The sequence below is a fragment of the Wolbachia endosymbiont (group A) of Apotomis capreana genome (genome assembly GCF_964027025.1).
Classification (GTDB): domain Bacteria; phylum Pseudomonadota; class Alphaproteobacteria; order Rickettsiales; family Anaplasmataceae; genus Wolbachia; species Wolbachia pipientis.
On the sequence record NZ_OZ034721.1, the window covers coordinates 515,743 to 541,039 of the forward strand.

General features: G+C 34.0%; 17 protein-coding genes and 1 pseudogene. 7 read left to right on the forward strand and 11 right to left on the reverse strand.

The genetic code is table 11. The annotated features are described in order from the left end of the window. Positions 1 to 400: 400 nt before the first annotated feature. From AAGD50_RS02650 to AAGD50_RS02690, 9 genes and pseudogenes are all read right to left on the reverse strand, one after another. The gene (locus AAGD50_RS02650; RefSeq protein WP_174515702.1) at positions 401 to 556 is read right to left on the reverse strand and encodes a hypothetical protein; all 156 of its coding nucleotides are present in this window, start codon (positions 554 to 556) and stop codon (positions 401 to 403) included. A 331-nt stretch (positions 557 to 887) separates the two neighbouring features. After that, positions 888 to 1,133, reverse strand: a pseudogene (locus AAGD50_RS02655) (PD-(D/E)XK nuclease family transposase); the annotation flags it as partial. 62 nt (positions 1,134 to 1,195) lie between these two features. Further along, on the reverse strand, positions 1,196 to 3,025 hold the full coding sequence (typA, locus tag AAGD50_RS02660) for a translational GTPase TypA (RefSeq protein ID WP_010962447.1): 1,830 nt from the start codon (positions 3,023 to 3,025) through the stop codon (positions 1,196 to 1,198). 105 nt (positions 3,026 to 3,130) lie between these two features. Next, positions 3,131 to 3,727, reverse strand: coding sequence for an orotate phosphoribosyltransferase (gene pyrE, locus AAGD50_RS02665; protein ID WP_006279657.1), 597 nt, complete (start codon positions 3,725 to 3,727; stop codon positions 3,131 to 3,133). 3 nt (positions 3,728 to 3,730) lie between these two features. Beyond that, positions 3,731 to 4,915 (reverse strand): dicarboxylate/amino acid:cation symporter, encoded by a 1,185-nt coding sequence (locus AAGD50_RS02670; RefSeq protein WP_155968759.1) that lies wholly within the window; start codon positions 4,913 to 4,915, stop codon positions 3,731 to 3,733. 198 nt (positions 4,916 to 5,113) lie between these two features. After that, a complete protein-coding gene (locus AAGD50_RS02675) occupies positions 5,114 to 6,439 on the reverse strand; it encodes a dihydroorotase (RefSeq protein WP_155968756.1) in 1,326 nt (441 codons plus the stop codon). A 122-nt stretch (positions 6,440 to 6,561) separates the two neighbouring features. Continuing rightward, positions 6,562 to 7,212: a hypothetical protein gene (locus AAGD50_RS02680; RefSeq protein ID WP_264723732.1), complete on the reverse strand. Its 651-nt coding sequence runs from the start codon at positions 7,210 to 7,212 to the stop codon at positions 6,562 to 6,564. 105 nt (positions 7,213 to 7,317) lie between these two features. Then, positions 7,318 to 7,803: a hypothetical protein gene (locus AAGD50_RS02685; RefSeq protein WP_264723733.1), complete on the reverse strand. Its 486-nt coding sequence runs from the start codon at positions 7,801 to 7,803 to the stop codon at positions 7,318 to 7,320. 80 nt (positions 7,804 to 7,883) lie between these two features. Then, entirely contained in the window at positions 7,884 to 8,072 is a 189-nt protein-coding gene (locus AAGD50_RS02690; protein ID WP_264723734.1) for a hypothetical protein, read from the reverse strand. Between the two features lie 22 nt (positions 8,073 to 8,094). On the opposite strand from AAGD50_RS02690, the gene AAGD50_RS02695 reads away from it, so the two are divergent. From AAGD50_RS02695 to AAGD50_RS02715, 5 genes are all read left to right on the forward strand, one after another. Next, the gene (locus AAGD50_RS02695; protein ID WP_264723735.1) at positions 8,095 to 9,924 is read left to right on the forward strand and encodes a heme lyase CcmF/NrfE family subunit; all 1,830 of its coding nucleotides are present in this window, start codon (positions 8,095 to 8,097) and stop codon (positions 9,922 to 9,924) included. Positions 9,925 to 10,097: 173 nt separating this feature from the next. Then, the gene (locus AAGD50_RS02700) at positions 10,098 to 10,358 is read left to right on the forward strand and encodes a hypothetical protein (protein WP_341810087.1); all 261 of its coding nucleotides are present in this window, start codon (positions 10,098 to 10,100) and stop codon (positions 10,356 to 10,358) included. Then, a complete protein-coding gene (locus AAGD50_RS02705; protein WP_341810088.1) occupies positions 10,291 to 11,670 on the forward strand; it encodes a hypothetical protein in 1,380 nt (459 codons plus the stop codon). Before AAGD50_RS02700 ends, AAGD50_RS02705 begins: the two co-directional genes overlap by 68 nt. A gap of 210 nt (positions 11,671 to 11,880) precedes the next feature. Next, a complete protein-coding gene (locus AAGD50_RS02710) occupies positions 11,881 to 13,227 on the forward strand; it encodes an IS110 family transposase (RefSeq protein ID WP_174515809.1) in 1,347 nt (448 codons plus the stop codon). 262 nt (positions 13,228 to 13,489) lie between these two features. Continuing rightward, positions 13,490 to 14,422 carry an Rpn family recombination-promoting nuclease/putative transposase gene (locus AAGD50_RS02715; protein ID WP_264376342.1) on the forward strand — a complete coding sequence of 311 codons (933 nt, stop codon included), beginning with the start codon at positions 13,490 to 13,492 and terminating at the stop codon, positions 14,420 to 14,422. Here the strand turns inward: AAGD50_RS02715 and AAGD50_RS02720 are convergent. Then, complete coding sequence (locus AAGD50_RS02720; protein ID WP_341810089.1) at positions 14,404 to 19,203, reverse strand: hypothetical protein; 4,800 nt, start codon at positions 19,201 to 19,203, stop codon at positions 14,404 to 14,406. The two genes, AAGD50_RS02715 and AAGD50_RS02720, sit on opposite strands and share 19 nt — an antisense overlap. 811 nt (positions 19,204 to 20,014) lie before the next feature. On the opposite strand from AAGD50_RS02720, the gene AAGD50_RS02725 reads away from it, so the two are divergent. Continuing rightward, positions 20,015 to 21,454, forward strand: coding sequence for a hypothetical protein (locus AAGD50_RS02725; protein WP_264724095.1), 1,440 nt, complete (start codon positions 20,015 to 20,017; stop codon positions 21,452 to 21,454). A 147-nt stretch (positions 21,455 to 21,601) separates the two neighbouring features. After that, positions 21,602 to 23,533 carry an ankyrin repeat domain-containing protein gene (locus AAGD50_RS02730; protein ID WP_265040951.1) on the forward strand — a complete coding sequence of 644 codons (1,932 nt, stop codon included), beginning with the start codon at positions 21,602 to 21,604 and terminating at the stop codon, positions 23,531 to 23,533. A 285-nt stretch (positions 23,534 to 23,818) separates the two neighbouring features. Here the strand turns inward: AAGD50_RS02730 and AAGD50_RS02735 are convergent, their stop codons facing one another. Next, positions 23,819 to 25,294 (reverse strand): recombinase family protein, encoded by a 1,476-nt coding sequence (locus tag AAGD50_RS02735; RefSeq protein WP_341810139.1) that lies wholly within the window; start codon positions 25,292 to 25,294, stop codon positions 23,819 to 23,821. Positions 25,295 to 25,297: the final 3 nt, after the last annotated feature.

Sequence of the window (25,297 nt, forward strand, 5' to 3'; positions counted from 1 at the left end):
TGAAATTTAAAACTTTCTTAAAAAAGGAACTATCATAGTAACCATACAAATATCTTGTATCTCAAGACCTTTGGTTTTTGTTGCTGAAAATGGTTGTATTATTTAAGTTATTAACAATATACAATACTAAGTTAATGTAATTTATTTGGAGATGACAGGAAAATTTATTGTAACTTTATATTTTAAATAGAATAAAGTTCTTTTGTTAGTATTGTCCTTTTTGTAAAAAATATTCCTAATTTCTTCATCATTTCTGTGGGTAAGGTCATCTGCTTCTCTACCTCAAGTGGTTAACAAAGTTTCTTGTCACGAGGGACCAAATGGAAATCTGCTCGTTTTCACGCGAATTAATGTTACAAATTCTATACATTTCGTTACAAAATGGCATTCGCTTTCTCCATTATCCTTTACCTGCATTTTCATCAGCGTTCCTTGCGGTTTGCTTGCCATATAGGCGGAAATACAGGCTTACCCTGTTCCTTCTGTCATACAACAGTGGGTTAGGTGACTTCTCTATACCGGTGATTTGCGTACATCCAGAAATGAAAAATGTCACATTACCTTTTGGTCGGAGCTTATCAGCATCTTTAGCTCTTTAATCGTTACGATACTTATGAAGCTTCACTTACGTTCACCATACCACTAAGCCTAGCTCTCCAACCACATGATGCTTGTAGTTTATGCTCCTTTCACGATTGAGCATCTTCTTTTTCAAGAGGAGGTTCATTGTCCGCATCGCTTGGCACCAACCGGTTACCCGATTCGCACTGATGCGTAGACTCAGATGGCAAAACATCTGGTTTAATAAGTTTTAGAACTCTTTTAGTTTCTTTCTGAAGGAATTCCTCTCCTTTTAAACAATATGACCGAAGACTTTCAGGTCGCACCATTTCAATAATTAGCTGGGTTCCAGCAGAATCAGTACAGAAAACATCAACAATACTTTGTTTTTTAGAGGCAATCTCAGCATCCATGATAGTGCTGAGAAATTCTATTTCTTCTATTTCATCTTTGCCAGCGAAGCCCAATATATCATTGAGAAAGTGAATGAGAATATCTTTATTTTTCTCAGTGCCAAATATTCTCTTGAACGCGAAATTGTTTTTTGGATCGAGAAATTTCGAAAAGGCCATAATTAAATACAATTAGGAGACGAATAATTATACACTATTTTTCGCAAATGTTCAACCTCTGATTACTCCTTATTCTTTGCCCTTCCTGCACGCTTACGTTCATTTGGATCAAGGAATTTCTTGCGTAAACGTATAGATTTTGGAGTTACTTCCACCAATTCATCATCATCTATATACGCTATCATATCCTCCAGTGTCATTATCTTTGGTGGAGTGAGCTTTATAGCTTCATCACTACCTGAAGCTCTTACGTTTGTTAATTGCTTACCCTTTAACACATTTATCTCCAAATCATTGTCACGGCTATGCTGGCCGACAACCATGCCACAATATACCTTATCCTGTGGCTTAATAAACATAATTCCCCTGTCTTGCAAATTGAAAATTGCATATGCCACAGCCTCACCCTTATCTGTAGAAATTAAAACTCCATTGCGCCTTCCAGAAATTGGACCTCTATGTGGAGCATAACTGTGAAATAAACGGTTAATTATGCCTGTGCCACGAGAATCAGTTAAAAACTCTCCTTGATAACCGATTAATCCTCTTGATGGCACTAAAAACGTTAATCTTGTCCTGCCATTACCAGAAGGTCTCATGTCAGTTACTTCACCTTTACGGAAGCTGAGTTTTTCCATGATGATTCCACTATATTCATCATCTACATCAATTACTACTTCCTCTATAGGTTCAAGTTTTTTACCGCCTTCTTCTTTAAATAACACGCGAGGGCGTGATACCGAAAGCTCAAAACCTTCTCTCCTCATATTTTCAATTAACACTCCAAGCTGTAACTCACCACGCCCACCTACTTCAAATGCTTCACCGCTTGGTGCCAAAGTCACAGTAATTGCAACATTTGTTTCTGCCTCCGCGTATAAGCGATCCTTTATAGCAGTTGAGGTAAGCTTTGTACCTTCTTGCCCAGCAAAAGGTGAATCGTTAACGCTCAGAGTAATCGCCATTGTTGGCGGATCAACTGGAGTTGAGCTTACTGCAGTTGTAACTTCTGGTGCTGCTATAGTATCTGAAACCGAAGCTTCCTCAAGTCCTGCAATTGCAATTATGTCTCCCGCCACAGCTTGTTCTACTGGAATGCGTTTCAAGCCAGAAAATGAGAGCAACTTAGTTAATCTTCCTCGTTCAATTACTTTGCCATCGAGGTCAAGCACCTTAAGATCTGAATTGACTTTTGCAATGCCCTGATAAACCTTTCCTGTCAATATTCTGCCAAGAAACTTATCAGACTCAAGTAGAGTGACCAACATAGCAAAAGGTGCATTTTGATTATAAACAGAAGGTTTTATATAATCTATAACCGTTGAAAATAATGGGCTTAAATCTTTTCTTTCATCAGAAAGCTCCTTAGCACACCAGCCATTTCTACCTGAAGCATACAACACTGGAAAATCTAGCTGCTCGTTGGTTGCATCAAGGTTAAAAAATAACTCATATATTTCATTTAATACTTCATCAATTCTGCTGTCTGGTCGGTCGACCTTATTGATTATCACAATTGGCTTCAAATTTGCTTTTAGTGCTTTTGAGAGCACAAATTTTGTTTGTGGCATGGGACCTTCTGCAGCGTCAACCAGCAGCAACACACCATCTGCCATGCACAATACCCTTTCCACTTCCCCACCAAAGTCCGCGTGCCCTGGCGTGTCAATAATATTGATCTTTTCATCGCCCCACATTATTGATGTACATTTTGCAAGTATTGTAATTCCGCGTTCACGCTCTTGATCACCACTATCCATCACTCGTTCTTGAACTTCTTGATTCTCGCGGAATGTGCCACTTTGTTTTAACATGTTATCAAGTAAAGTAGTTTTACCGTGGTCAACGTGTGCGATTATTGCTATATTTCGGATCGATTTAAATTCGTTCATTTTCTATCATTTCAAAATTAATTTAGTAATAAGTATACATAAAATACACTTGGAGTAAATAACTAAAGCTGTGTATAAATGCTGTGTTTCCAAGATATTATAGGATTACTTTGTTAAATATTCCCTACTCCCAGGTTTTGTTATGGGTAGTTGTTTTAATTCACTTGGAAGTTCTTCCTCGCTGTAGTTTTTGATGTTCAGTTCAATCAAAGATATGACAGGAAAAGGCAGTTTCGTTTCACTATTTCTCTTTATCAAAGAAGCTTCAGCAACAACTTTACCTCCTTCCCCTTCTGCACATTCCACTGCTTCAAGTGAAGATTTACCTGTGGTTATTACATCTTCAATGAGCAATATTTTCTCACCCTTTTTGATCTTAAATCCACGGCGTAATTCAAACTTACCATTAACGCGCTCGCAAAACATTGTCTTTATTCCAAGCTGCCTGCCAATCTCATAACCCACAATTATTCCACCAATTGCAGGAGATAATATTAAATCTATGGAGCTATTTAATTCTTTTTTTATTTTATCTGCTAATAATGCGCAAACTTTCATGGCTCTGCTTGGATTTTCAAAAATCTTCGCACACTGTATGTATGTGTCACTATGCAGCCCGGATGATAAAACAAAATGCCCATGCAAAATTGCTTCTGCTTCTTTAAATTCTTTTATTATTAGGTTATTTTCGTCTAATATCATTTTTTAAGTTTCACTATTACATTCTTTATTAATTATCTGAGTGATACAAACATCAGACCACACATTTATTGCAGTTTCAAACATATCGATGATTGTATAAATAGGCAAAATCAGTCCCATAATATGCAGAGGAACATTCATCGACATGAGATAACTGGTTGCCATAAAATAGCACCCCATCGGCACTCCAGCGTTACCAATTGCAGCCCCTGTAGCTAAAAAAATCCATATCAACATTTCGCTTAAGGAAAATACGTATCCGTTCATTTCTGCAACAAACATTACAGTGATTAGTATAAATGCAGCACATGCATTCATGTTAATTGTTGTGCATATTGGTAAAATAAAAGACGATAATTTCTTTGGCACCTTTAGCTTGTTCTGCACACATTCTATAGTTGTTGGCAATGTTGCACTGGATGATTTAGAAAAAAACGCAAGTGTGAGTGCTGGCATAACCCCTTTCAGCGTTTGAATTGGTGATATGCCTTTATACCACATAAATAGCGGTAAAATCAGAAATGCCTGCACAAAATTTGCAGACATTATGCAAACAAAATACCATAAAAGATTGTAGAACTCACTACCGCCTTTTAATTCATGCAAAAAACATGTGATAAAGGACCACACAGCAAGCGGAATGAATTTTAGTAACCCCTGAGCAATTTTAAGTAGCGTATCAAAAAGTGCAGAGAATATTTGATGTAATATATCCTGCTTTTCTTTTGAAAGTGAAACAATAGCTCCACCCATCAAAAAAGCGATTAATATGCTACCAATCATATTATTTTCAAGAAAAACTTGCACAAAATTAGAAGGAATGAGTGATTTTAAATATGAAAAATAACTGTGGTTATTGCTGTTAATACTCCCTATTGTATTACTTATGAAATTTTTTCTTGCTGGATCTATTAACAAATAAAACGATAATGCAACAAACGCAGCTATAATAGTTGTAAGCAGAGTATAAAATAGTGTTTTCTTAACTAAGACTTTGATTTCAATTGAGTCTTTGAGCCCGGAAATTGTGGAAACTATGGATAAAAAAACCAGAGGTAAGCTTATTAATTTGAGCAAGCTGATAAAGATATCACTAAATAGCTTTGCTATTTCAAATATGATTTCATTGTTTAGGTAGTAAGCAACTATTGCAAGCAGTATAGAAAAAAGTATTGCAAACTTGTGCATTGAAAATAAAACTTCAAAGTAACATTATACAATAATTTTGCTGTTTTGGAATCAGATTGATAGACAAAATAACTTTACAGATTAGGGAAAGATAAGAGGATGTGTTTATTCGGAGACAGTGTAAGATTTCTTAATTTAAATTTAGGTGCACTTAGCCCATTCTGGTGATAACAAATTGGAATAGATAAGATATGATAACTAACTCTTCTGCGAGTATATAGTTTTGCCGGACACAACAGTACGTACTACGTGTCCTTTTACTTTGCGACCATCGAAAGGAGAATTCTTTGATTTACTAGCAAAGTTGTCAGTTTTAATTTCCCATTCATGATTGAGGTCAACTAAAATTAAGTCTGCAGCAAGGTTTTTTTGTATACGACCACGTGGTATGTGTATTATATCTGCAGGCTTATATGTCAATTTTGCGAGCACATCAAGTAGACCCATTTGCCCACTGTGATAGAGTTCAAGTGAAAGGGGCAGCATTGTTTCAAGACCAACAATACCAAATGCAGCATTTTCAAGTGGCAGATCTTTAGAACTACGATCATGCGGAGCATGATCGGTTGCAATGCAATCAATCACACCTGTCTTTAAACCTTCAACCATAGCTAAACGATCTTCTTCAGTGCGAAGTGGCGGGTTCATTTTTGCAATTGCCCCATGTTGTTTTACTATATCTTCAGTCAAAGTGAAGTGATGAGGGGTTACTTCGCACGTAACATTTAATCCCAAATCTTTTGCACGTTTAATAGCATCAAGTGAATCTTTTGAAGAGACATGTAGAATATGGTAGTGCACATTCTCCATATCTTTCATGAGCAGTATATCGCGACTTACCATAACCGATTCTGACGCACTTAAGATCCCCTTTACTCCCAATTCTTCAGAAATTTTACCTTCGTTGATTGCACCACCTGCTGATAAATTTAAATCTTCTGCATGTTGAGCAATAGGAACACCCAGCATACTTGAATAAAGCAGCGCCTGTCTCATAATCATTGGGTTCATAACTGGCATGCCATCATCAGTGAACCCAACCGCACCTGCTTCCTTTAAAAGTGCCATTTCAGTCAGGTGTTCTTCCGAAGTGGTGATTTTAGCGTAAAATTCAACATTCACATGCGAAGTTTCAAATGCTCTATATTTCAAATATTTAGCCAAAACAACGCTATCAATTGCTGGAACAGTGTTTGGCTGACAAACTACAGTTGTAACGCCTCCTGCAGCTGCAGATTTGCTACCTGTATATATAGTTTCTTTATGTTCCTGGCCTGGTTCACGAAAATGTACGTGAATGTCAATAAGGCCTGGCATTAGAACAAGCCCTTTACAGTCTATTGTTTCATCAACTCCACTTGTTGAAAATAATGATTCACCAAAGTCAACAATTTTATCCCCTTCAGTCAATAATGAACCTTTTATATCAAGTTTAGTTTCCGGGTCGATAATACGAGCATTAGTATACGCAATTTTATAGCCTTCCTTTTGCCCTGTTTGCAACAAATCCCAAGTTTGAGTCATTATATTTGAGTATCGATTATAAAATAAATCTAAAGTTTTTTTAATAAAACACAACCAAATTAAAACACAGACTAAGAGCTGTCTTGAATTAAAGTGCTTTCATTATCCTAAAGATTTGGTTCTTATAACCTAGTTAGCTCAGTTTTAACGTTAATGTGTGAAGCTCTGAGTTCTGTTGAAGGATTTTCCAGCTGAATATCTAGCTCATTCTGTATGTTCGATAAACAAATTAAAGCTGAATCAAAAATTTCATCACACTGCTTTGCTTCATGTATATCATCAATTATTTCCTCGAATTCTTCCACATCATCCATTTCTTGCGGCGCACTTTTTAATATCGCTTTTATTTGGTTTAAGTTTTGACGAATTTTCTCCTGATATCCAACAATTCTCTCTTGATATATATCAATCATTTTTTGACATGCGTTGCCTCTAAATGGATGTTCTTTTTTCTCTTTTATGTAAGAATTTTGAAAGTCTTTACAGTTAAGGATTGCTTCTCTATGTTTTTTTATGTCATTAATTGCGCTGATTATCGACTTATCTATTTTCTTTAAATTTTCTTCCCGTTCTTCTCTTTTAATTATACTTTTGGATTCATTTTTTATCTGGTTCATTTTGTCATACAGGTTTCTGCATCCTTTGTAAGATGCCATTGGTTGTAACATTCCTTCTTCTACACCTTTATTGTAAAAATTCTTCAACTCATCACTTGATAGTATTGTTATAGCATCTTCCCTTTTACCTTGTGATTTAGGATACTTTTTATTCAATGAACTAACATGATTTAACAAGAAATCTTTAACTAGCCCTTCTTTTTTTACTTCGGATAATCTTTCTAGTGTTTCTATATATTTCAGAGTTTCCGCAAAGAGCTGTCAACCAGAGGGAGCAAATCCTTGAAGTGATTTACTCTGTGCTTTACAAAAATCGGTTTGTAAAAAATCTTCAGCTTGTTTTTTTATTACTGAAAGTTCATTAAAGGCTTTTTCTGGATTGATTTTTCTCAAAATACTAATAGCTTTTCTAATCGCTTTTTCTCTCTTTTTATTATCTTGTTTTTCATTTAATATGAGATGTTCAGTTTTGGTAAAAGCATCACCGCGATCACTCTTTGCAATGTTACAAACGATGCTTTTTACAACTTTTTCGGTTGCTGCATAATCTATTTCTTTTGCAAAGCAGTCAACAAATGATTGCCAAACTTTTTTATTAACAAGCTTACTTGTCTTATTTTCAAAATCTTCTATATCTTTGAATCCTAAAATAGTATAGAGATTTTTTTCGATTATTGGTTCGGCATGTTGTTTTGCCACTTTACCTTTTATATTGAATGGAAATTTACTAATCTTAGTTGTACCCACAATGTTACCTCAATATTAACGCTATCTATAAAAGTATAAAGATTTAATATTTAATTTTTAATTAATACTAGCACAGCTAACTACGGGAGCATTATGCTAGCATCAATTAACACTTTAACTTCTAACTTGTCATCAGTAATATTGTTTATATAAAAACTATAATTTTTTATGCCTGAACTTGGGAATATATTGCTATTGCTAGCCTGCTTATTGTCTTTGACATATTTGTTTTTACCGCTTAGTTCTTGTTGGTTTATTACCACTGCCATGTTTTTTTGTGTATCAACATCAATGGCTATTTTGATCTACTGCCACATTACAAATGATTTCTCACTCGAAAACGTATATTACCACTCACACACAACAAAACCTTTGATCTATAAGATTTGTGGTGTTTGGGGAAATAAAGAAGGGTCCATGTTGCTTTGGACATTAGTGCTTACCTTTTACCTATTTCTGATGGATATTTTTACTGATAACGACAGTAAATTGAAGAAAGTATCCTTGATCACCCAAGGCTTGATTTGCTTTTGTTTTTTACTGTTCACTTTACTTGAATCCAGCCCCTTCACTAAAATGCCAAGCGTTGAAAAAGATGGTCTTGGTTTTAATCCGATATTGCAAGATATAGGTCTTGCTATTCATCCACCGATATTATATTTAGGGTACCTTGGATTTAGCGTTCCTTTTTCGCTCTCTATAGCTGGATTAATTGCAAAAGTTGAAGGAAATGTTTGGGCTAAAATTGTCAGGCCTTGGATACTTATTTCTTGGTCGCTGCTCACTTTGGGCATCAGCTTAGGTAGCTGGTGGGCATATCGCGAACTTGGGTGGGGTGGATTTTGGTTTTGGGATCCAGTGGAAAACGTTTCTTTGATGCCGTGGCTAATTGCAGTGGCGCTGACACATTTGTTGCTTGTGGTGCGAAATTTCAATGTTTTAAGGAACTTTGCTATTTTACTTACGCTTACAACTTTTATATTGAGTGTGACTGGAACATTTCTAGTTCGCTCAGGAATACTTACCTCAGTGCACACGTTTGCAGATGACCCAAGGTATGGACTGTATATATTAGCGCTACTTGGTGTAATTACAGTCAGTAGCTTAGTAATATTTGTAGTATTTACGAGAAAAAATCACACGTCTGCGATGTCATTCCAATGCTTGACACTGGAATCTGAAAAGAAACCTGCTACTCAAGTGACAGAGGGTAGAAGATTCTTTTCACGCCTTACGATGATGCTGATGAACAATTTATTATTCATCACTGCCTTTTTCATTGTGTTCGTTGGCACTTTATACCCTACAGTGCTCGAATATTTAACCGGTGAATTAATTTCAGTTGGAGCACCATATTACAATTCTTTATTTAATCCTATTGCACTAGCTATTCTAGTGCTCACCATGATCGGGCAATACTGTAGTTGGCAGGGAAATAGTCTATTGCCAATATTCCGTGAATATAGATTTTCATTCTGCAGTGCTGCAGCTATTTTGCCGTTTATCTTTCACATGGAGCTAATGATTGTGCTATCAATTACTATCTCCATAGCATTATTAATCTTTGTTTTAGAAGCATACAGTAAAAGAATTCGTTTATTTAAGAGCGAATCAATTTTATTAGCAAAAAAAGTTTCTAAATCCTACTATGCAATGATGGCAGCTCATGCTGGAGTGGCAATTCTAGTGCTTGGTATAGCTTATTCAGTTGGTTGGCAGGAGAAAAAAGAAAATTACTTAAAAATAGGGGATAGCATAACAGTCAATAAATTTAAAGTTACTTTACGAAATATTGAGCTAATAAAAGAAAAAAATTTCCATGCAGTGAGGGGTACAATGGATATCAGGAATTTGCTGAATAACAAGATATTGGGTGAAGTAACTCCTGAATATAGATTTTACCTTGTGGAAGGTCAGAAAAATGTTGAAAGCAGTATCTACCACAATTTATTTTCTGATATTTATGTTGTAATTGGAGAGATTGATAAGAGTAAGAGCAAAATCGCAGCCAAAGTGCACTATAAAACTGGAATGTCTATAATCTGGTTTGGATCCTTTCTTATCGCTTTTGGTTCGCTCCTTGCTGCTTTGCCTTCTAGTAAACGGGCGAAGGTTGTCTAGCTGTCGTGGATTTATTAACAACGCTCCTAGGTCCAGAGTGCAATATATGAGAAATTACCGGGCTATAGATACTGATTTGCAAAGGTTAGAACCAAAGAAAGTTATATTTTTTTATTGACAGACCTATATATTACGATATTCACTAAGGGATTAGTGAGTAATGGTTATACAATATGAATGGTGGGGTATCAGACAAGGAAAAAGCTATACGCACTGCTTTCGGTTTTGGGGAGCCTGACAGCGATTGGCGTCAAAATCTTGAAAGTAATGCACAAACTCCTCTACAGCACTCCGATGATTCTTGTACAAGTGATAACAGTAATAATCATAGGTCAGGTGATTCAGATTCAGAAGAAGGTGATGGCCATGATTCAGGTATTAGTTCCGATGATGAGGATGACCGGACAACTTATACAAGCAGTACAATTAACTAATGATTCTCTTGATAGCCAAAGATATACAGGAATATGCATTCCAACACCAACTGATGGTTGGGTAGGTGAAAATAATCATCAGACTGGTTTATCAGGTAATTTGCCAAACGGAAGTAATAATCCACAAATTTTTGAAAGTACTGATTCAGTACAGCTAGATAGTATTGTTTTTAGCAATCTAATTCAGCTTTCCTTGATTAGTCAAGAGCATAATTCTACCTGCAATGATCATGTAATTTGTGATTCAGGTCACAATTTTGACGATGAGGATCAGATTCCAGAGGACTTTCCTTCAAGGAAACGAGTACGATCGATTGAAATTGATCAGTTTGAACCGTTGTACAAGAAGAGGAAAATAGAAGCACAAAATAATCAAAAATATACAGAAAATGTATGTAATCCAACAAATGGTGGTTTGTTAGGTGAAAGTGATAATCAACAGATTTCTGAAGATACAGAAATAACTTCTGATTGTAATCCAGATGATTCAGATCCAAAAGGGAATGAGGGCTATGGTTCAGATGGTTCTTGTGAAAGTAAAGAAAATTTGACAAAGGGCGCTGGTGGTAGTAATCAGACTTTTGAAGGTGAACAGAAAAGCTCAGAATTTCCGAAAGTTGACAATTGGTTAGATAGTGATGGGAACTCAGAAGATAGTTCGGACTGTGGTGATGATAATGTTGGTCATTATGATACAGATTGTGGTGAACGCTACAGTCATCTAAGTTTTCATGATGAAAACACAAACATAATAAGAAAAAAAGATTCTTTTTTTTTAGCCCAAATAGAACTGAATAAAGCAGAAAGGGAGAAGTATGAAAATATTTGGCAAGAAATGGACAAAATCCTTAGTAGTTCACATGAAGTTGGTCTATGTGAAGATGATATTGAGGAGTTGAAAGGGAGACTTGATGAAGTTATAAGCCAAGCACTGGAACAAAGAATTATGTTCACTTTTCCATATAGAGACGGCGAGTCCTTTGTAGACTGTATAATTAATACAACACAAGAACTATATTGGGTCGATTCTACTGAGAATTCTAGACTTCTAGAGGAGAAAAAGATATTACAAGTAATATCGGAGGGTGCAACTTTAAATAAATTTACTAAAGAAAGGTACGATGATTATGTAAATTGTATTTACAGAGAAAAAGAGATTTTAAGTCAAAGGAATAAAAATATTTTAGGACTTAATAATTTAGCATATGAAAGTATTGTAAACAAAAGCAAGCAGACTCAAAATGTATTAGGAGCGTCGAACAAGAAAAAAATCTTGTTAAACCGGAAAGAAACTATTTCTTCACTTCCATAGCAATTTTTATATATAATTTATCAAGAAGTACTTCTGCAGTTATAACCGACTGATCAATGGTGCTTAAGTGCCCGTTTAGGAGCGTGGTTTTGGAGGAACGGTTAAACCACTGATGGAGTCTATTATGACTACCTCGATTAGAAGATTGTATAATCTAACCGTCCCAAGCTTAAGTGCTTCTCCATTATAAGTTATAGTAGGATAATTACCATGATAAAGGCAAAAAGTAAACTAGAAATAGTGAATCCTGATACAGCAGGAATTGATATCGGCTCAGCTGTACATTATGTATGTGTACCTGAAGGAAGAGATGAACAACGTGTCAAAAAATTTGGATGCTTTACAGTTGATCTTCATAACTTAGCAGGGTGGTTAAAGAAATGTAAAGTTAGAACAGTAGCTATGGAATCAACAGGAGTATATTGGATTCCTTTGTTTCAAATACTTGAGTCATATGGATTTGAGGTAAAATTGGTAAATGCACGATATATTAAGAACGTGCCTGGTAGAAAATCCGACGTTCAAGACTGTCAATGGTTACAACAATTACACAGCTATGGATTACTCCATGGGTCGTTTAGACCTGATGATCAAATGTGTGTGTTGCGTAATTACGTTAGGCAACGTAGCAACCTGATTGAAAGTGCATCCACACATATTCTACGTATGCAAAAAGCGTTAATTCAAATGAACGTTCAATTACACAAAGTCATAAGTGATATTACTGGAGTGACCGGTATGCAAATTATCAAAGCAATAATTGAAGGTGAAAGGAATCCTGAAAAATTATCAGAATTGAGAGATGTACGGATAAGAAATGATAGATCTACCATGGCAAAAGCGCTAAAAGGCGACTACAGAAAGGAACTCTTATTTGTGTTAAAGCAAGAATTTGAATTGTATAATATTTATCAGGAAAAAATAGCAGAATGCGACAAAAGCATCGAACAATATTACAAAACATTTGAAACAAAATCTGACGAGAATAAGCGATGCAGCAAAATAAAGAATAGGTTTTCAAAAAACAGACCAGACTTTCCTTTACACGAAGAACTGTATAGAGTAACCGGTATTGATTTTACTAAAGTTCCTGGGCTTGATGTGCTAACTATACAAACAATTATCTCAGAAGTTGGTTTGAACCACGATAAATGGCCATCAGAGAAGCACTTTACTTCTTGGTTGGGGCTAAGTCCTGCTAATAAAGTTACAGGGGAAAAAGTATTTGGGACGAGAACTCGCAAAGTTATTGCTCGTGCTGCAAATGCTTTTAGGATGGCTGCCCAGTGTGTGTCAAGAAGCAACAGTGGGATTGGTGCATATTGCAGAAGGTTAAAAAAACGACTAGGAGCACCGAAAGCGATTACCGCTACGGCTAGGAAATTGGCGTGCATTTTTTATAGTATGCTAAAGTATGGACAGGAATATGTAGAGAAGGGCATTGATTACTATGAAAAGTTATATAAGGAAAAAATAGTGAAGACTCTAAGCAAGAAAGCTAGTGAATTTGGTTATGTCTTGATTAAAAAAGAGCTACTAGCAGAAAGAGTTTCTTAGAAGGTTAATCTCTCACACCCAAAATAAGTGTTTTTAAAGCTCTTTATAGCTCATGAATTCATTTGCTGGGGTTTATGGAGGGAGTTGTAAAAGATGATAAAATAAACAGCTAAGGTGCGCAGTAGCATTCTATGGTCATCTATGAAGGTAGTTTTTTGCCAACTCTTGAAATTTAGCTAACTTTAATAGACTTTAGCACAAAAACGTTGAATATTTCTTCACAATTGTGTATAATTATGAATGCTTTTTATCTTACTTTCTCATGGCTCTTTCCAAGTTTCTCGATCCTAAGAATGATATATCGTTCAAGCGCATCTTTGGTACTGAAAAAAATAAAGATATTCTTATTCACTTTCTTAATGATATTCTTGGCTTCACTGGTAAAAGTGCAATAAAGGATATAGAGTTTTTAAGTACTATTCAAGACCCTGAGATTGCCTCCAAAAAACAAAGCATTGTCGATGTTCTTTGTAGAGATGAAAATGGGCTACAAGTGATAGTCGAAATGCAGGTCGCTAAAACCAAAGGCTTTGAAAAACGTGCCCAATACTATGCTGCTAAAGCCTATTCAAGACAAGCCGATAAAGGTGATCAATACCAGGACCTTAAGGAAATTATCTTTATTGCTATAGCAGATTGTATTTTATTTCCTGATAAGTCTGAGTATAAATCAAAGCACACTATTCGCGATGAAGATACTAATGAACATGATCTAAAAGATTTTTACTTCATATTTATTGAATTGCCAAAATTTCCGAAGACAAAAGAAGATCAGTTAGAGAATATAGTTGAGAAATGGGTTTACTTCTTCAAATATGCAGACGAAACCAGTGAAGAAGAGCTGGAAAAAATAATAGGTAGTGATCTAATAATTAAAAAGGCCTATGAAGAGCTAAATAGATTCAACTGGTCAGAAAAAGAATTTATCGCCTATGAACAGGAGATCAAGCGTATTCGTGATGAACAGGCTGTCCTCGCTCAAAAACTCGATGATGCCACTCAAAAAGGTAGACAAGAAGGTAGACAAGAAGGCATCCAAATCGGTCATGAAAAAGGCAGAGCGGAAGGTCGCAAAGAAAGGGACATTGAAGTTGCAAAAAACCTACTTAAGGCTGGTGTTTCCATTGATATCATCTCCCAAACAACCGGCCTTCCTAAAGCTGAAATAAAACAACTTCAGAAAGAAATTGTCTGACATGATTCTTGTAGCTGCTTGTCTACTGTTGGATCATTTAAATAAGTTTCAGGGTTATCATCTATTCCGTCAGTAGTTTCTTGACTGTTTTCACCCCGATTTAAGGTACCCTTCCTGGTTTTTCTCTTAACTTTAGGATCATTTTGTTGTGCATTACCTAAATTTTGTCCTTGCTCCGTTCTACCAGATGAGCTACTTGACTCAAGGCCTACATTGGTTATTTTGTCTCCTTCACTAATATTCTGTTCATCTAAGAAAGCAGAAGGAGCTTTTCTGACTTTTTTATATAATATATTAAACATCTCATGCCGATTATTTTTGATAAGATTGTTTAAATACTTTGTTTTGTTGCCTGCCTTATCAAAACAAAGATCATGCAATTTTTCAAAGGTAGGGCAAATATTAAGTCCTACTCCATGTAATATCTTGGATAAATCCTTTGGTGTAAAAAGTTCTTTCTTGGCTAAGAAGTGATTTAAATGATTTTCTTTATTAAAATAAACTTTATGAAAATTTCTTAAAATAGAATTGGCATTAGTTCCTGCCATGGACAATATATTGGATAAATCACTAGGCATAAAACCCACCTTACGGAAATCAGCTAAAAGCTGCGTTTTGTTTCCTACCTCATCAAAACAAACATCATGAAAATCTTTTAAAGCAGAACAAATATTAGCTCTTACTCCATGCAATATATTACATAAATTGCTCAGCGTAAAACCTTTTTCCTCATTTAAAAAATGGTTTAAATACTTTTTTGTTTCTCCTATAAAACAAAAATCATGAAATTTTTCTAAACTATCCGCTGCTCCACTTAATATACTGCACAAATCACATGGCCTAAAACCTGCCTTATAGAAGTCATCTAAAAGTTTTGTTCTTTTTCCTTCGTCATTAAAACAAACGCTATGCAATCTTTTTAAGATGGAAGAAGTATGAATTCCTGCTTTACATAACATACAGGATAAGTTACTTGGCTCAAAACCTGCCTTATAGAAGTCATCTAAAAGTTCTGTTCTTTTTCCTTCGTCATTAAAACAAACACTATGCAATTTTTCAAAAGCATCTTTAGCACTAGCTCCTGCTCCACCTAAAATACTGGATAAGTTATACATCGTAAAAGTTTTTTCCCCATCTTTTTTCTCAATAAAATGCTTTAAATACTGCTTTTCATTTCCTTGCTCATCAAACCAAAGATCACATAAATCTTTAAAAGCTTTAGGAGCATTAGTTCCTGCTCCACCTAGAATACTGGATATATTAGATAGATTTATTCCTTCTTTCTCTAGAGTTTTTAAATATTGTGTTCTATTTCCTTGTTCATCAAACCAAAGATCATACGAGTCTTTAAAAGCTTCTGCAGCACTATTTCCTGCTCCATGCAAAATACTAGACACAGTAGATAGATTTATTCTTTCCTTTTCTAGAATTTTTAAATATTGCGTTTTATTTCCTCTTTTATCAAACCAAAGATTATATAAGTCTTTAAAGGCTTGAGCAGCACTATTTCCTGCTCGATGCAAGACACTGGACATATTAGCTAGATTCATTCCTTCTTTTTCTAGAGTTTTTAAACATTGCGTTTTATTTCCTTCTTCATCAAACCAAAGATTATATAAATCTTTAAAAGCCTTAGAAGCATTAGCTCCTGCTCCACTTAAGATACTGGACATACGAACTAGATCTACTCCATTTTCTCCTAGTTTTGTTAAATATTGTGTTTTTTTTCCGTTCTGATCAAACCAAAGATTATGTAAATCCTTAAAGGCTCGAGAAGCATTAGCTCCTGCTCCACTTAAGATACTGGACATACGAACCAGATCTACTCCATTTTCTGCTGGTTTTGTTAAATATTGTGTTTTTTTCCCGTTCTGATCAAACCAAAGGTCATACAAGTCTTTAAAGGCTTGAGCAGCACTCGCTCTCGCTCCATGTAAAATGCTTGACATATTAACTAGGTTTATTCCTTCTTTTTCTAGAGTTTTTAAATATTGCATTTTATTTCCTTCTTTATCAAACCAAAAGTTATATAAGTCTTTAAAAGCTCTTACAGCTTCATCTCCTGCTCCATGCAAAATACTAGACATATTAGCTAGACTTACCTCATTTCTTTTTAGAACTTCTAGATATCTTCTTCCTTCTCCCTTAATTAAAAAATTTAAGAATTGATAAAATGAGGGTGTTCCTTCTCTACCAACTAAGCTTCTAGCAAATTTGATTTCTTCATCAATATTTTTTTGAATTTTCTGATAACTAGACCTATTATTTTTTATATCTCCAAAAAGCTTTTCCATTATTCCCTTTGTAATAGGGCCAAATTCATGAGATTCTAACCAACGTAATGCTATTTCATGTAATTCTTTATAATTGTATGGAACTTTATTAGACTCATTATTTTTTTCTACTTCACTTTTAAGAATGCTGCTCAGTTCTTCTCTACTAGGCTGATTAATTGCAAATACTAATTTACCTAAAAATGCTTCTTTCATTTCTTCCTGAGAAAATTTTCTTTCTTTTATCACTTTCTGTATAGCAGAAGAACATTCTAATCGCTTTAAAAGTTCTTTTCTTGTTATTTTGTCTTGCGAAAATTGATAAAAACTATACCCTTGCGTATTATCGTTCATAAATAAAAAGTCTTTTAAAATGTCACATGCTTCCATATCTATACTATCAAATTTTAAAGGATAAAAACCTTTAGATAGCACTTTTTTTAATTCGTTTTTTCCTGTAAGATCTAGATCTGCATTAGTGTAGATAATAAAATATCTCATATCATTTTTTAACTCTTCAACAAAAAGAGAAAAATGCTTGTTAATAGAAAACGTATTCTTTCCTTTCTGTTTTCTGGAGGGAAATAACTGACTGTAATCAATATTACTACCTGCGTTATGAGCCTTTATGTAATCAGTTCTGTCTTTATAGTTGATAGTAATGCCATTAGATATATCAGAGCTTTTTCCTCCAAGGTTTATAGAAAACATATTTTTATGCAAGAACATATCATGCAAGAAAAACATTAACAAATTAAACTCATACATAATTCCAGGTACAAGTTCTTTATGCTTTTCTGAAGCTGTTAAATCACGTAATGTTTTTTCTTGTAATGTTATATAATTGTCTTGAATTTCACTATTCTTTTCCATTTCATTTTTAATAATGCTGTTCAGTTCTTCTCTATTAGGCTGATTAACTGCAAATACTAATTTATCTAAAAATTTTTCTTTTATTTCTTCCCGGGAAAGTTTTCTTCCTTTTATCACTTTTTGCACAGCAGACGAGCATTCTAATCGCTTTAAAAGTTCTTTTCTTGTTATTTTATCTTGCGAAAATTGATAAAAACCACACCCTTGCGCATTATCATTTGTAAACAAAAAGTCTTTCAAAATATCACATTCCTCTATATCCATGCTATCAAATTTAAAAGGGTAAAAATTTTTAAATCGTCCTTTTTTTAATTCCTTTTCTTCTGTAAGATTCAAGCATGAATTAGTATAGATAATAAGATATTCTATATCATTTGATAAACTATCCGATTTAGATATTAGATGTCTTACAAAACTCTCAAAGTAATCATTAATAAAAGAAAAACTTCGTTTTTCTTTAGTGAATAGCCTAGCATAATTAATGCCGTCATCCATATAATACTTGTCTACATTTTCAACTTGTATATGAATAGACTTCTTTTCGTAACGAAGAACAATATTACTAAACTTATCAATTTCAGAATCTTCAAATGCTAATGACAACGAAGGATATTTATGTTCATACATGGACTTTCTAAGTGAGCAAAGCACCGACAAGTCTAATTGATACATAAGCCCAATCAAATGATGAGGAATATATTTCTTAGTTTGACAAGTATTATCCAGTTCATCATGTTTAGATTCATCTTGTAAATCACTAGGAAACTCTGAGTCTTCATTATTAGTAACATTTATATTAATGCGTGCCCTTTTTATTACCTTACTGTCTTTATCTGTAACAGAACACTTACGTTTTCTAGAGCTTACACCAATTTCACAAATTTCCTTACTTGAACTTCTTGAATAACTACTTTGTTTGCGTGAGGAGTTTTCAATATTTTGCAATGGTATCGAACCGTAAACTTCCTCTCTAGAAACTTTTATGCCTCTCTTTATATCCTTTTTAATATTACTAAGAAGTGGTACAGAATGGTTTCTGTAATTCACTATATAAACAATATTATTACCTGTACCTACCTTACCTTTAGTGACATGTACTCCATCTATCTCTTCATCTCTCAATTCTATAACCCTAATTTTTACGCTATACTTTTCACATATCATTTTTCCTTCAATCTCAGATCTTCCCCATATAGCGTTTTCAATGTTTTCTGCAGTAAATTCAATACGTGAAATATATTCACAAAGTTTTCCATCTTCTCCTTTTAAAGCATTATCCAACCATGAGCCTTTTTTTGATTGATTAACTTGTTGTACATATTGCTTACAACTTTCCCGTAAAAACTTTACACTAAATCCTTTACTACTTGTAATCAAACCTTGATCTTTTAGCTCGTTCAATCCTTGAGCCAAGGAGTCAAAAAAACAATCCCCTTCACCCACAGCAGCCCCTATCTTAAAGCCCTCAGGCAACTTCTTCCTTAATGCCTCTAAAAGTCGATTTAGCTCCTCTTTTCTCTCTTCATTCTCTGCCTTTTTTATCTGACTAAAAATGGAAATAGGCTCTCTAGTCACACAGCTTTCTCGAGCACCACCATCAGATGATGAACCTGGTACTTCACTCAACTTCAACATATCAAACCCACTATATTAAACCTATACTATAGTATAGCAACAAAAATTATTAAAGCAAGTTACTTTTTGATGGCTAACAACATCACTTTAATTAATACATATTATCATATCTTCTATTATTAAATCAATAATATAATTATATTTATACATAATTAACAAGCAAACGTGAGAAGTGTTTTCTTTGGGATGTCATGGTCTACCAAATAACCAGTACGAACTTTTTTATATGGCAATTTCACTGTGCGCTAAAATCAGCTATATTAGCCCATTTCATCCATATCCACATACGAACTTTTTTGCCTAAGCTTATTGAAATAATTTAAATCTTCTATTTTTATAACCTTATTTTTACGCGGCTTGTTCTCACAAATATACGACCTTTTTTGCAATCTTAGGAAGAGTCAATAATTCAATTCTTTAGCTAGCATGGTATCTTCACTAAAATATTTTTTGAAAAAGTTAGTTGACTTATAAATAATTCTCTACTAATACTGGCATGTGTTTGTTTATTCTGCTGAAGTGGCTCCGCAGGTTACTGTATAAGCTTCAGCAGTTTCCGTACTCCTTTAAAGTATAATTCATCATGCTCTTATAGTAGTGATATCAAGTATAGGTCTTAACCATGTTGATTTATAGTAAAATTAGCTCGAATTTGGAGTCATAAGCAACTTTTAACCTCTCTATATACTCCATTGTTACTCACCATAAAAACTTAACAAAAATATGAGTAGTAAAAAGATTGTGTTGAAATTAGCTTGACCAATATTATATATTGTACATAATATATTCTATATCTAGGCTAGGAGGTAGTATGGTTACAGAGTCAGTAAAATATGTTGTAGAATCTATCAGTGAACAAAAGCTAGGAGAGGAATTAAATACTGAGCCATGGCATTCAAAAATTGAGCGTAATAGCAATGAGGGACCAACTCCTGAAAATGACGTAGCAGATTTAGGTGATTATAGTTTGTTTTTCCAAGGAATAAGTAATCGTTCGGAATGTTATGACCTTGATCAGAGACATGAAACTAGGGAGGCTGTTGACACATGTGTAAAACATACATTGTCGTATCAGAGTAAAACTGATGATATTGATTTATATTGGAAAAATTACCCTATTAGTCCAAGAGACTCTGCTTTAATTAAGCTAGATCTACCACTGACTGAAAGTGAGAGAAGTCTAATTGATGAATTTCGTAAAGAGTTAAAAGATGTAGTAGCAAAAAATGATCAAGGTTATAGGGATAAGCATGAAAATTTTACAAACACTGCTTTAGAGCGTATAGAGTGCATAACAAATAAATATTTGCAAAAAGGGATAAGACTCAATTCAAAATATAACGATGATAAGTATACTATAACAAGTTTAATTTTTAAGGAAATAAGAAATATCCCTGATAGAATACGACAGCATAAGGGATTACCACCTTATGAGAGTTTATCAGACGATAGTGAGACTATAACAAGTTTAGTTTCTAAGGGAATAAGAGATATTCCTGCCTACGAGGGTGTATCAGATGATAAAAATATAGGTATTATACGCAATATCATGAGTAATTTACTATTAAAAGGTGGAAGAGTAAAATGCAGTTCCTTTTATGATGATAAGTTATTGTATGCAACTTATGGGTTCAGTTATGAGATTTTTGCAGAATGTGAAGAAATCGATAACAAGCTAAAAAGTGTAGCAGATGAAGGTATTATAAACAGTAGTGCCCAAGGCAAAGCTTTACACGTAGAAATGGATAATGGATATTTTTATGTAAAATATTCGCAAGATAGCACTGTTGAGGTTGCAAAAGTTATAAATAATCCAAAAGTGAAAGATTTAAGTTTTAGACATCATATATTTCATGTTGGAAAGAGTATAGTAAGAGTTGAAAATGTAGGAGGAAAAAGAAATTATACAGACGTTTTAGAAGGTGGCATTGAAATGTCTTTTACTACTGAAGTAGGAAAGATTAGTATTCATCTACGTTCTAGTGATAAAGACAACAATAAAATTGAAGTAAAGATAAGTGACGATGACAAGAAGAAACTTGATCAATTAAAAGATAAGGAAGAAATAGGAGAAAATTGCTTACTTGGTGGATATTCAGTACATGATGCGATTAAACGAGGATATTTTGAAAAACATGAAACACTACGTCAATCTTCTGAAAAAATTACCTTATCTAATGAAAAGAAAAAAAATAGTTGGTGTGAGATAGTAACAAATTCAAAACAGACAACAAGCCGTACTGTAGGGTAAATGCTAAACTGCTTGATTGTCTAAAGATCTTATATTACTCACCATAAAAACTTAACAAACGACATAAGTAGTAAAAAGATTATGGTTATTGACTTAATGTTACATATCGCATACAATATATCATATATCTTAGCTTAAGGGGTAAGTATGAGTGAGTCTACTGGGATAGTAAAATCTATCATCAATTTACTAAAACCAAAATCCAAATCAGAACTATATGATTTCGAATATGAATCCATTATAGAACATTTATCATCTAAAGAGCATTTATTAAATGAACTGATGAATGATATGTGGTACTCAGGAGATTTACCATCAGTTAGAAATTATAATGAACCATCATCTTTGATAGATAGCAAACTTGGATTAAGTGAACAGATTTGTGTTTGGTTTGCTCTAGATCACGATCTTACGCCAAGTCAAAAAAATTTAAACAAAAAGTTACTTAGTGCTCTAAAATGTTTAGCTTCTAACTGTGGTTCATTTGATAATACTGAGCCCCTTGAAGAATTTTTACATGATAATAAAAACAATAAAGATTTAAAAGTAATTCTTAACCTAAGAAGAGGAGAATCTCAATCAACAGTATTGCATGCGATTGCAGGAGCAAATATTGGTGGATTTCGTCGCACAGGAAATCAGGCTATAGATTTACTCTTAGAAGCAGGTGCAGATCCTAACATACAAGATAATAAAGGAAAAACACCACTATACCTTGCTGCTGCTAAAGGTCATTACGATAATGCAAACTCTCTTCTCTTGAAAGGAGCTAACCCTAATATAACAAGTAGAAAGGGGAGAACTCCACAACAAATAGCAACTAATAACCTCTGCTATGATATTGAAGAATTATTTTTAACTGATAAACAGAAAAAGTTAAATGCAGAATTGTATGACTTACTTGTACTCGATTCAGACTGCACTCAAAATTTAAAGGAGTTTTTAAGTAAGCATAAAAGAGATTCAGACCTAAAAGTGGTGCTAAATATTCGGCAAGGAATGGGTGGATCAAAAGTGTTTTCGTATGTTGATCGTTTTTCTTGGGACAATGAAGGTCTTATTCAAGAGTTAAGAAAGATATTTTTAGAAGCAGGAGCATTAGATTATGCTATAAATATTTATCGTCAGCAAAAGGAAGGACAGGCCAGTAAATTACTCGTTAATTTAACTTCAAATCAAAAGGAGAAGTTAAATAAGTTTTCTGATAAGGTATTTCGAGCTCAAAACATGGCTGAACTTGAAAAGATTGTAAACGATGCTATAAAGTCTGGTGTACGATTAAACTATTCTCTTTCACAAGATTTCTTTTCAGGTAATGAGTACACTTTTACCGATTATGTGATGAAAAAAATCAGTGAGTTGGAAAAAAATCCTAAAGTTTCTAGTAGTATAATATGTCAATTAGTATCAAAAGGGGCAGTGTTTGGTAATACAGTTGATGCTAACACACTGACATCAGAATTTAAAGAGCATAAAACTAACCTAAAAAAAGCTTATATAGATTATGTTAGCAATTCTCATAAGTTTATTGAAATCGCAAAAAGTGCAACCAATAGCGAGCTAAAAGATGCAAGAATAGACAACTCCGTTTTTTACTTAGAATATTCTAAAGATAGTAAAATAGACATTATAAAGATAACAGATGGGGTAAGGGATTTAGGTCTAACCGATGGAGATGTAAAATGTGGAAGAAATATAGTAAAGATCGGCAATAGTGAAGTAGAAATTAAAACTGAAGATGGCAAAAGGAATTACACAGACCTTACAGAAGGCAGCGGTATAGTATTAACTTTTTATACTAGTTTAGGAGAATTAGAAGTTAGATTATATCCTGATGAGAACAATAAAAAATTGATAAGAGTAGAAGTGAGCGATGAAGATCTATTTGAAGAAATAGCAAGTCATGAAGAAATAGGGCAAAATTGCTTATTGGGAGGTTTATCGGTTATTGAAGCTATAGATCAAGGTGTTTTTGCTAGATCTGGTGGATTAATGCGTCCTGAAGTAATAAGCGAGTCTAACAACAAATGGACAGGACGTGAAGAGTTAAGAAGAACTTATGATTCTAGGGCTAGGTAGATTAATTTGCCATAAAGGTTAAAGATTATTATTTAAATATAAACTACTATAATTTATAGATTTTGGATCATTTTCTACCATTGTTGCATCCAGTATGCTAAAATCTTCATTATTTATATTGATATTTTTCGCATAATTGATTCTGTAACATTGACTTACTTTTCTATATCAATTTCAGCATCTTTTTGTGTGGCCCTTTGCAGTAGCTCCTTTTGTAATAACCTTTTTTAATTTTCTGGCACATACTTTTTTCGATGTTTTTTCATATTGTTACTTTTATAAACGTTACATTGCTAATCCATAAAATTTCTCCAATTGCTCGCTCCACAACATCGGTATTTCTTTCAAATCAGATAGCTTCAAACCTCTTGGCTGTCTCCCATTGACTATGTCTTCCTTAATCTTTGGTGCTAAATAATTCAACCTTAAAATTTGCTGTATACGTCTTGTACCTATATTAATTTTAATGCTCAGCTCCTTCACACTCCCATATTTTCCTTCCTCTAGTTGACGTTTCCAGGAATGGGCTCTCACCACTGCTTTCAGTAGCGCATTATTTGTTTTTCCTTCTGGCTCTACTACTGTGCATTTGTTTCCTTTCTTCTTCATTGGTATAAATTTTTCCTCTGATTCAGAACATACTTCTATTCCATCTTCTTTTACCATTACTCCCTTTATTAACTTTTTCACTACTTCTTTCTGTTCTCTGAAACTTAAATTTTTCCATTCTTCTCCCCATTTTTCATATAGCTGCTCTGTCTTTCTCATTACTTCTTTTTCCACCTCTCCCGCTACTATAGTTCTGTTTATTGATTCACAACCTTTTCCCCTTAAATGGTTATTGCACACGTAATATCGGTACCTTTTATTTTCTTTTTTTGCATACGTTAGTGTCATATTTACACCACAGCTCTTGCACTTAATTATTCCCCTAAGCAATGCTTCCTCATATTTTGCTTTTCTATATGGTTGATTCTTTATCAATTCCTGCGCTTTTTGCCATTTTTCTTCCTCTATTATTGCTTCATGCTTTCCTTCATACTCTTTCTCATAATGTCTTATCTTTCCCATATATATTGGATTTGTTATTATTCTTCTCACCGTCGCTTTCTTAAAGATATCTGATTTTGTTCTGTAACCTTCTCTATTTAACTCTCTTGCCAACTCTGCCATTGACTTCAACTCCAAATATCTTTCAAATATGTGCCCTACTATTTTCGCTTCTTTTTCATTTATTATTAATTCTTTATCTTTTACATCATATCCAAGCGGCAAAGTTCCTCCCATCCATAGTCCGTGTTCTTTTGATGTTGCTATTTTATTTTTTACTCTCTCTACTATCATCTCTCTTTCTAGTTGTGCTGCTCCTGATAATACCGTTTGTACAAACTTTCCCATTGGCGTATTATTGTCAAATATCTGCGTTACTGCTACAAAATTTACTCTGTGCCTTCTAAAAAATGACGTTACTTCGATGCTGTCTTTTGTTTCTCTTGAGAGCCTATCGAGCGTATATACTACTACACAGTCTATCTCTCCTCCTTTAACATCTTCAAATAATTCCTTTATTGCTGGTCTTTCTAAATTCTTTCCTGAATACCCACCATCATCGTACCTTTTTGCCAATGCTACCCAGCCCTCTTTGCTCCTGATGTACTTTTCACATGCTACTCGCTGCGCATCTAAACTGTTAAACTTCTGCTCTAGGCCATCTTCATTTGACTTTCTCGTATATATCGCACATCTTACCTCTTTTAGCATTTT

Excerpts from the sequence above, each read along its gene's own strand:
- typA (WP_010962447.1), bottom strand. The coding sequence starts at position 3,025 with ATGAACGAATTTAAATCGATCCGAAATATAGCAATAATCGCACACGTT.
- pyrE (WP_006279657.1), bottom strand. The coding sequence starts at position 3,727 with ATGATATTAGACGAAAATAACCTAATAATAAAAGAATTTAAAGAAGCA.
- AAGD50_RS02670 (WP_155968759.1), bottom strand. The coding sequence starts at position 4,915 with ATGCACAAGTTTGCAATACTTTTTTCTATACTGCTTGCAATAGTTGCT.
- AAGD50_RS02675 (WP_155968756.1), bottom strand. The coding sequence starts at position 6,439 with ATGACTCAAACTTGGGATTTGTTGCAAACAGGGCAAAAGGAAGGCTAT.
- AAGD50_RS02690 (WP_264723734.1), bottom strand. The coding sequence starts at position 8,072 with ATGGCAGTGGTAATAAACCAACAAGAACTAAGCGGTAAAAACAAATAT.
- AAGD50_RS02695 (WP_264723735.1), top strand. The coding sequence starts at position 8,095 with ATGGCTATTTTGATCTACTGCCACATTACAAATGATTTCTCACTCGAA.
- AAGD50_RS02700 (WP_341810087.1), top strand. The coding sequence starts at position 10,098 with ATGAATGGTGGGGTATCAGACAAGGAAAAAGCTATACGCACTGCTTTC.
- AAGD50_RS02705 (WP_341810088.1), top strand. The coding sequence starts at position 10,291 with ATGATTCAGGTATTAGTTCCGATGATGAGGATGACCGGACAACTTATA.
- AAGD50_RS02710 (WP_174515809.1), top strand. The coding sequence starts at position 11,881 with ATGATAAAGGCAAAAAGTAAACTAGAAATAGTGAATCCTGATACAGCA.
- AAGD50_RS02715 (WP_264376342.1), top strand. The coding sequence starts at position 13,490 with ATGGCTCTTTCCAAGTTTCTCGATCCTAAGAATGATATATCGTTCAAG.
- AAGD50_RS02720 (WP_341810089.1), bottom strand. The coding sequence starts at position 19,203 with ATGTTGAAGTTGAGTGAAGTACCAGGTTCATCATCTGATGGTGGTGCT.
- AAGD50_RS02725 (WP_264724095.1), top strand. The coding sequence starts at position 20,015 with ATGGTTACAGAGTCAGTAAAATATGTTGTAGAATCTATCAGTGAACAA.
- AAGD50_RS02730 (WP_265040951.1), top strand. The coding sequence starts at position 21,602 with ATGAGTGAGTCTACTGGGATAGTAAAATCTATCATCAATTTACTAAAA.
- AAGD50_RS02735 (WP_341810139.1), bottom strand. The coding sequence starts at position 25,294 with ATGCTAAAAGAGGTAAGATGTGCGATATATACGAGAAAGTCAAATGAA.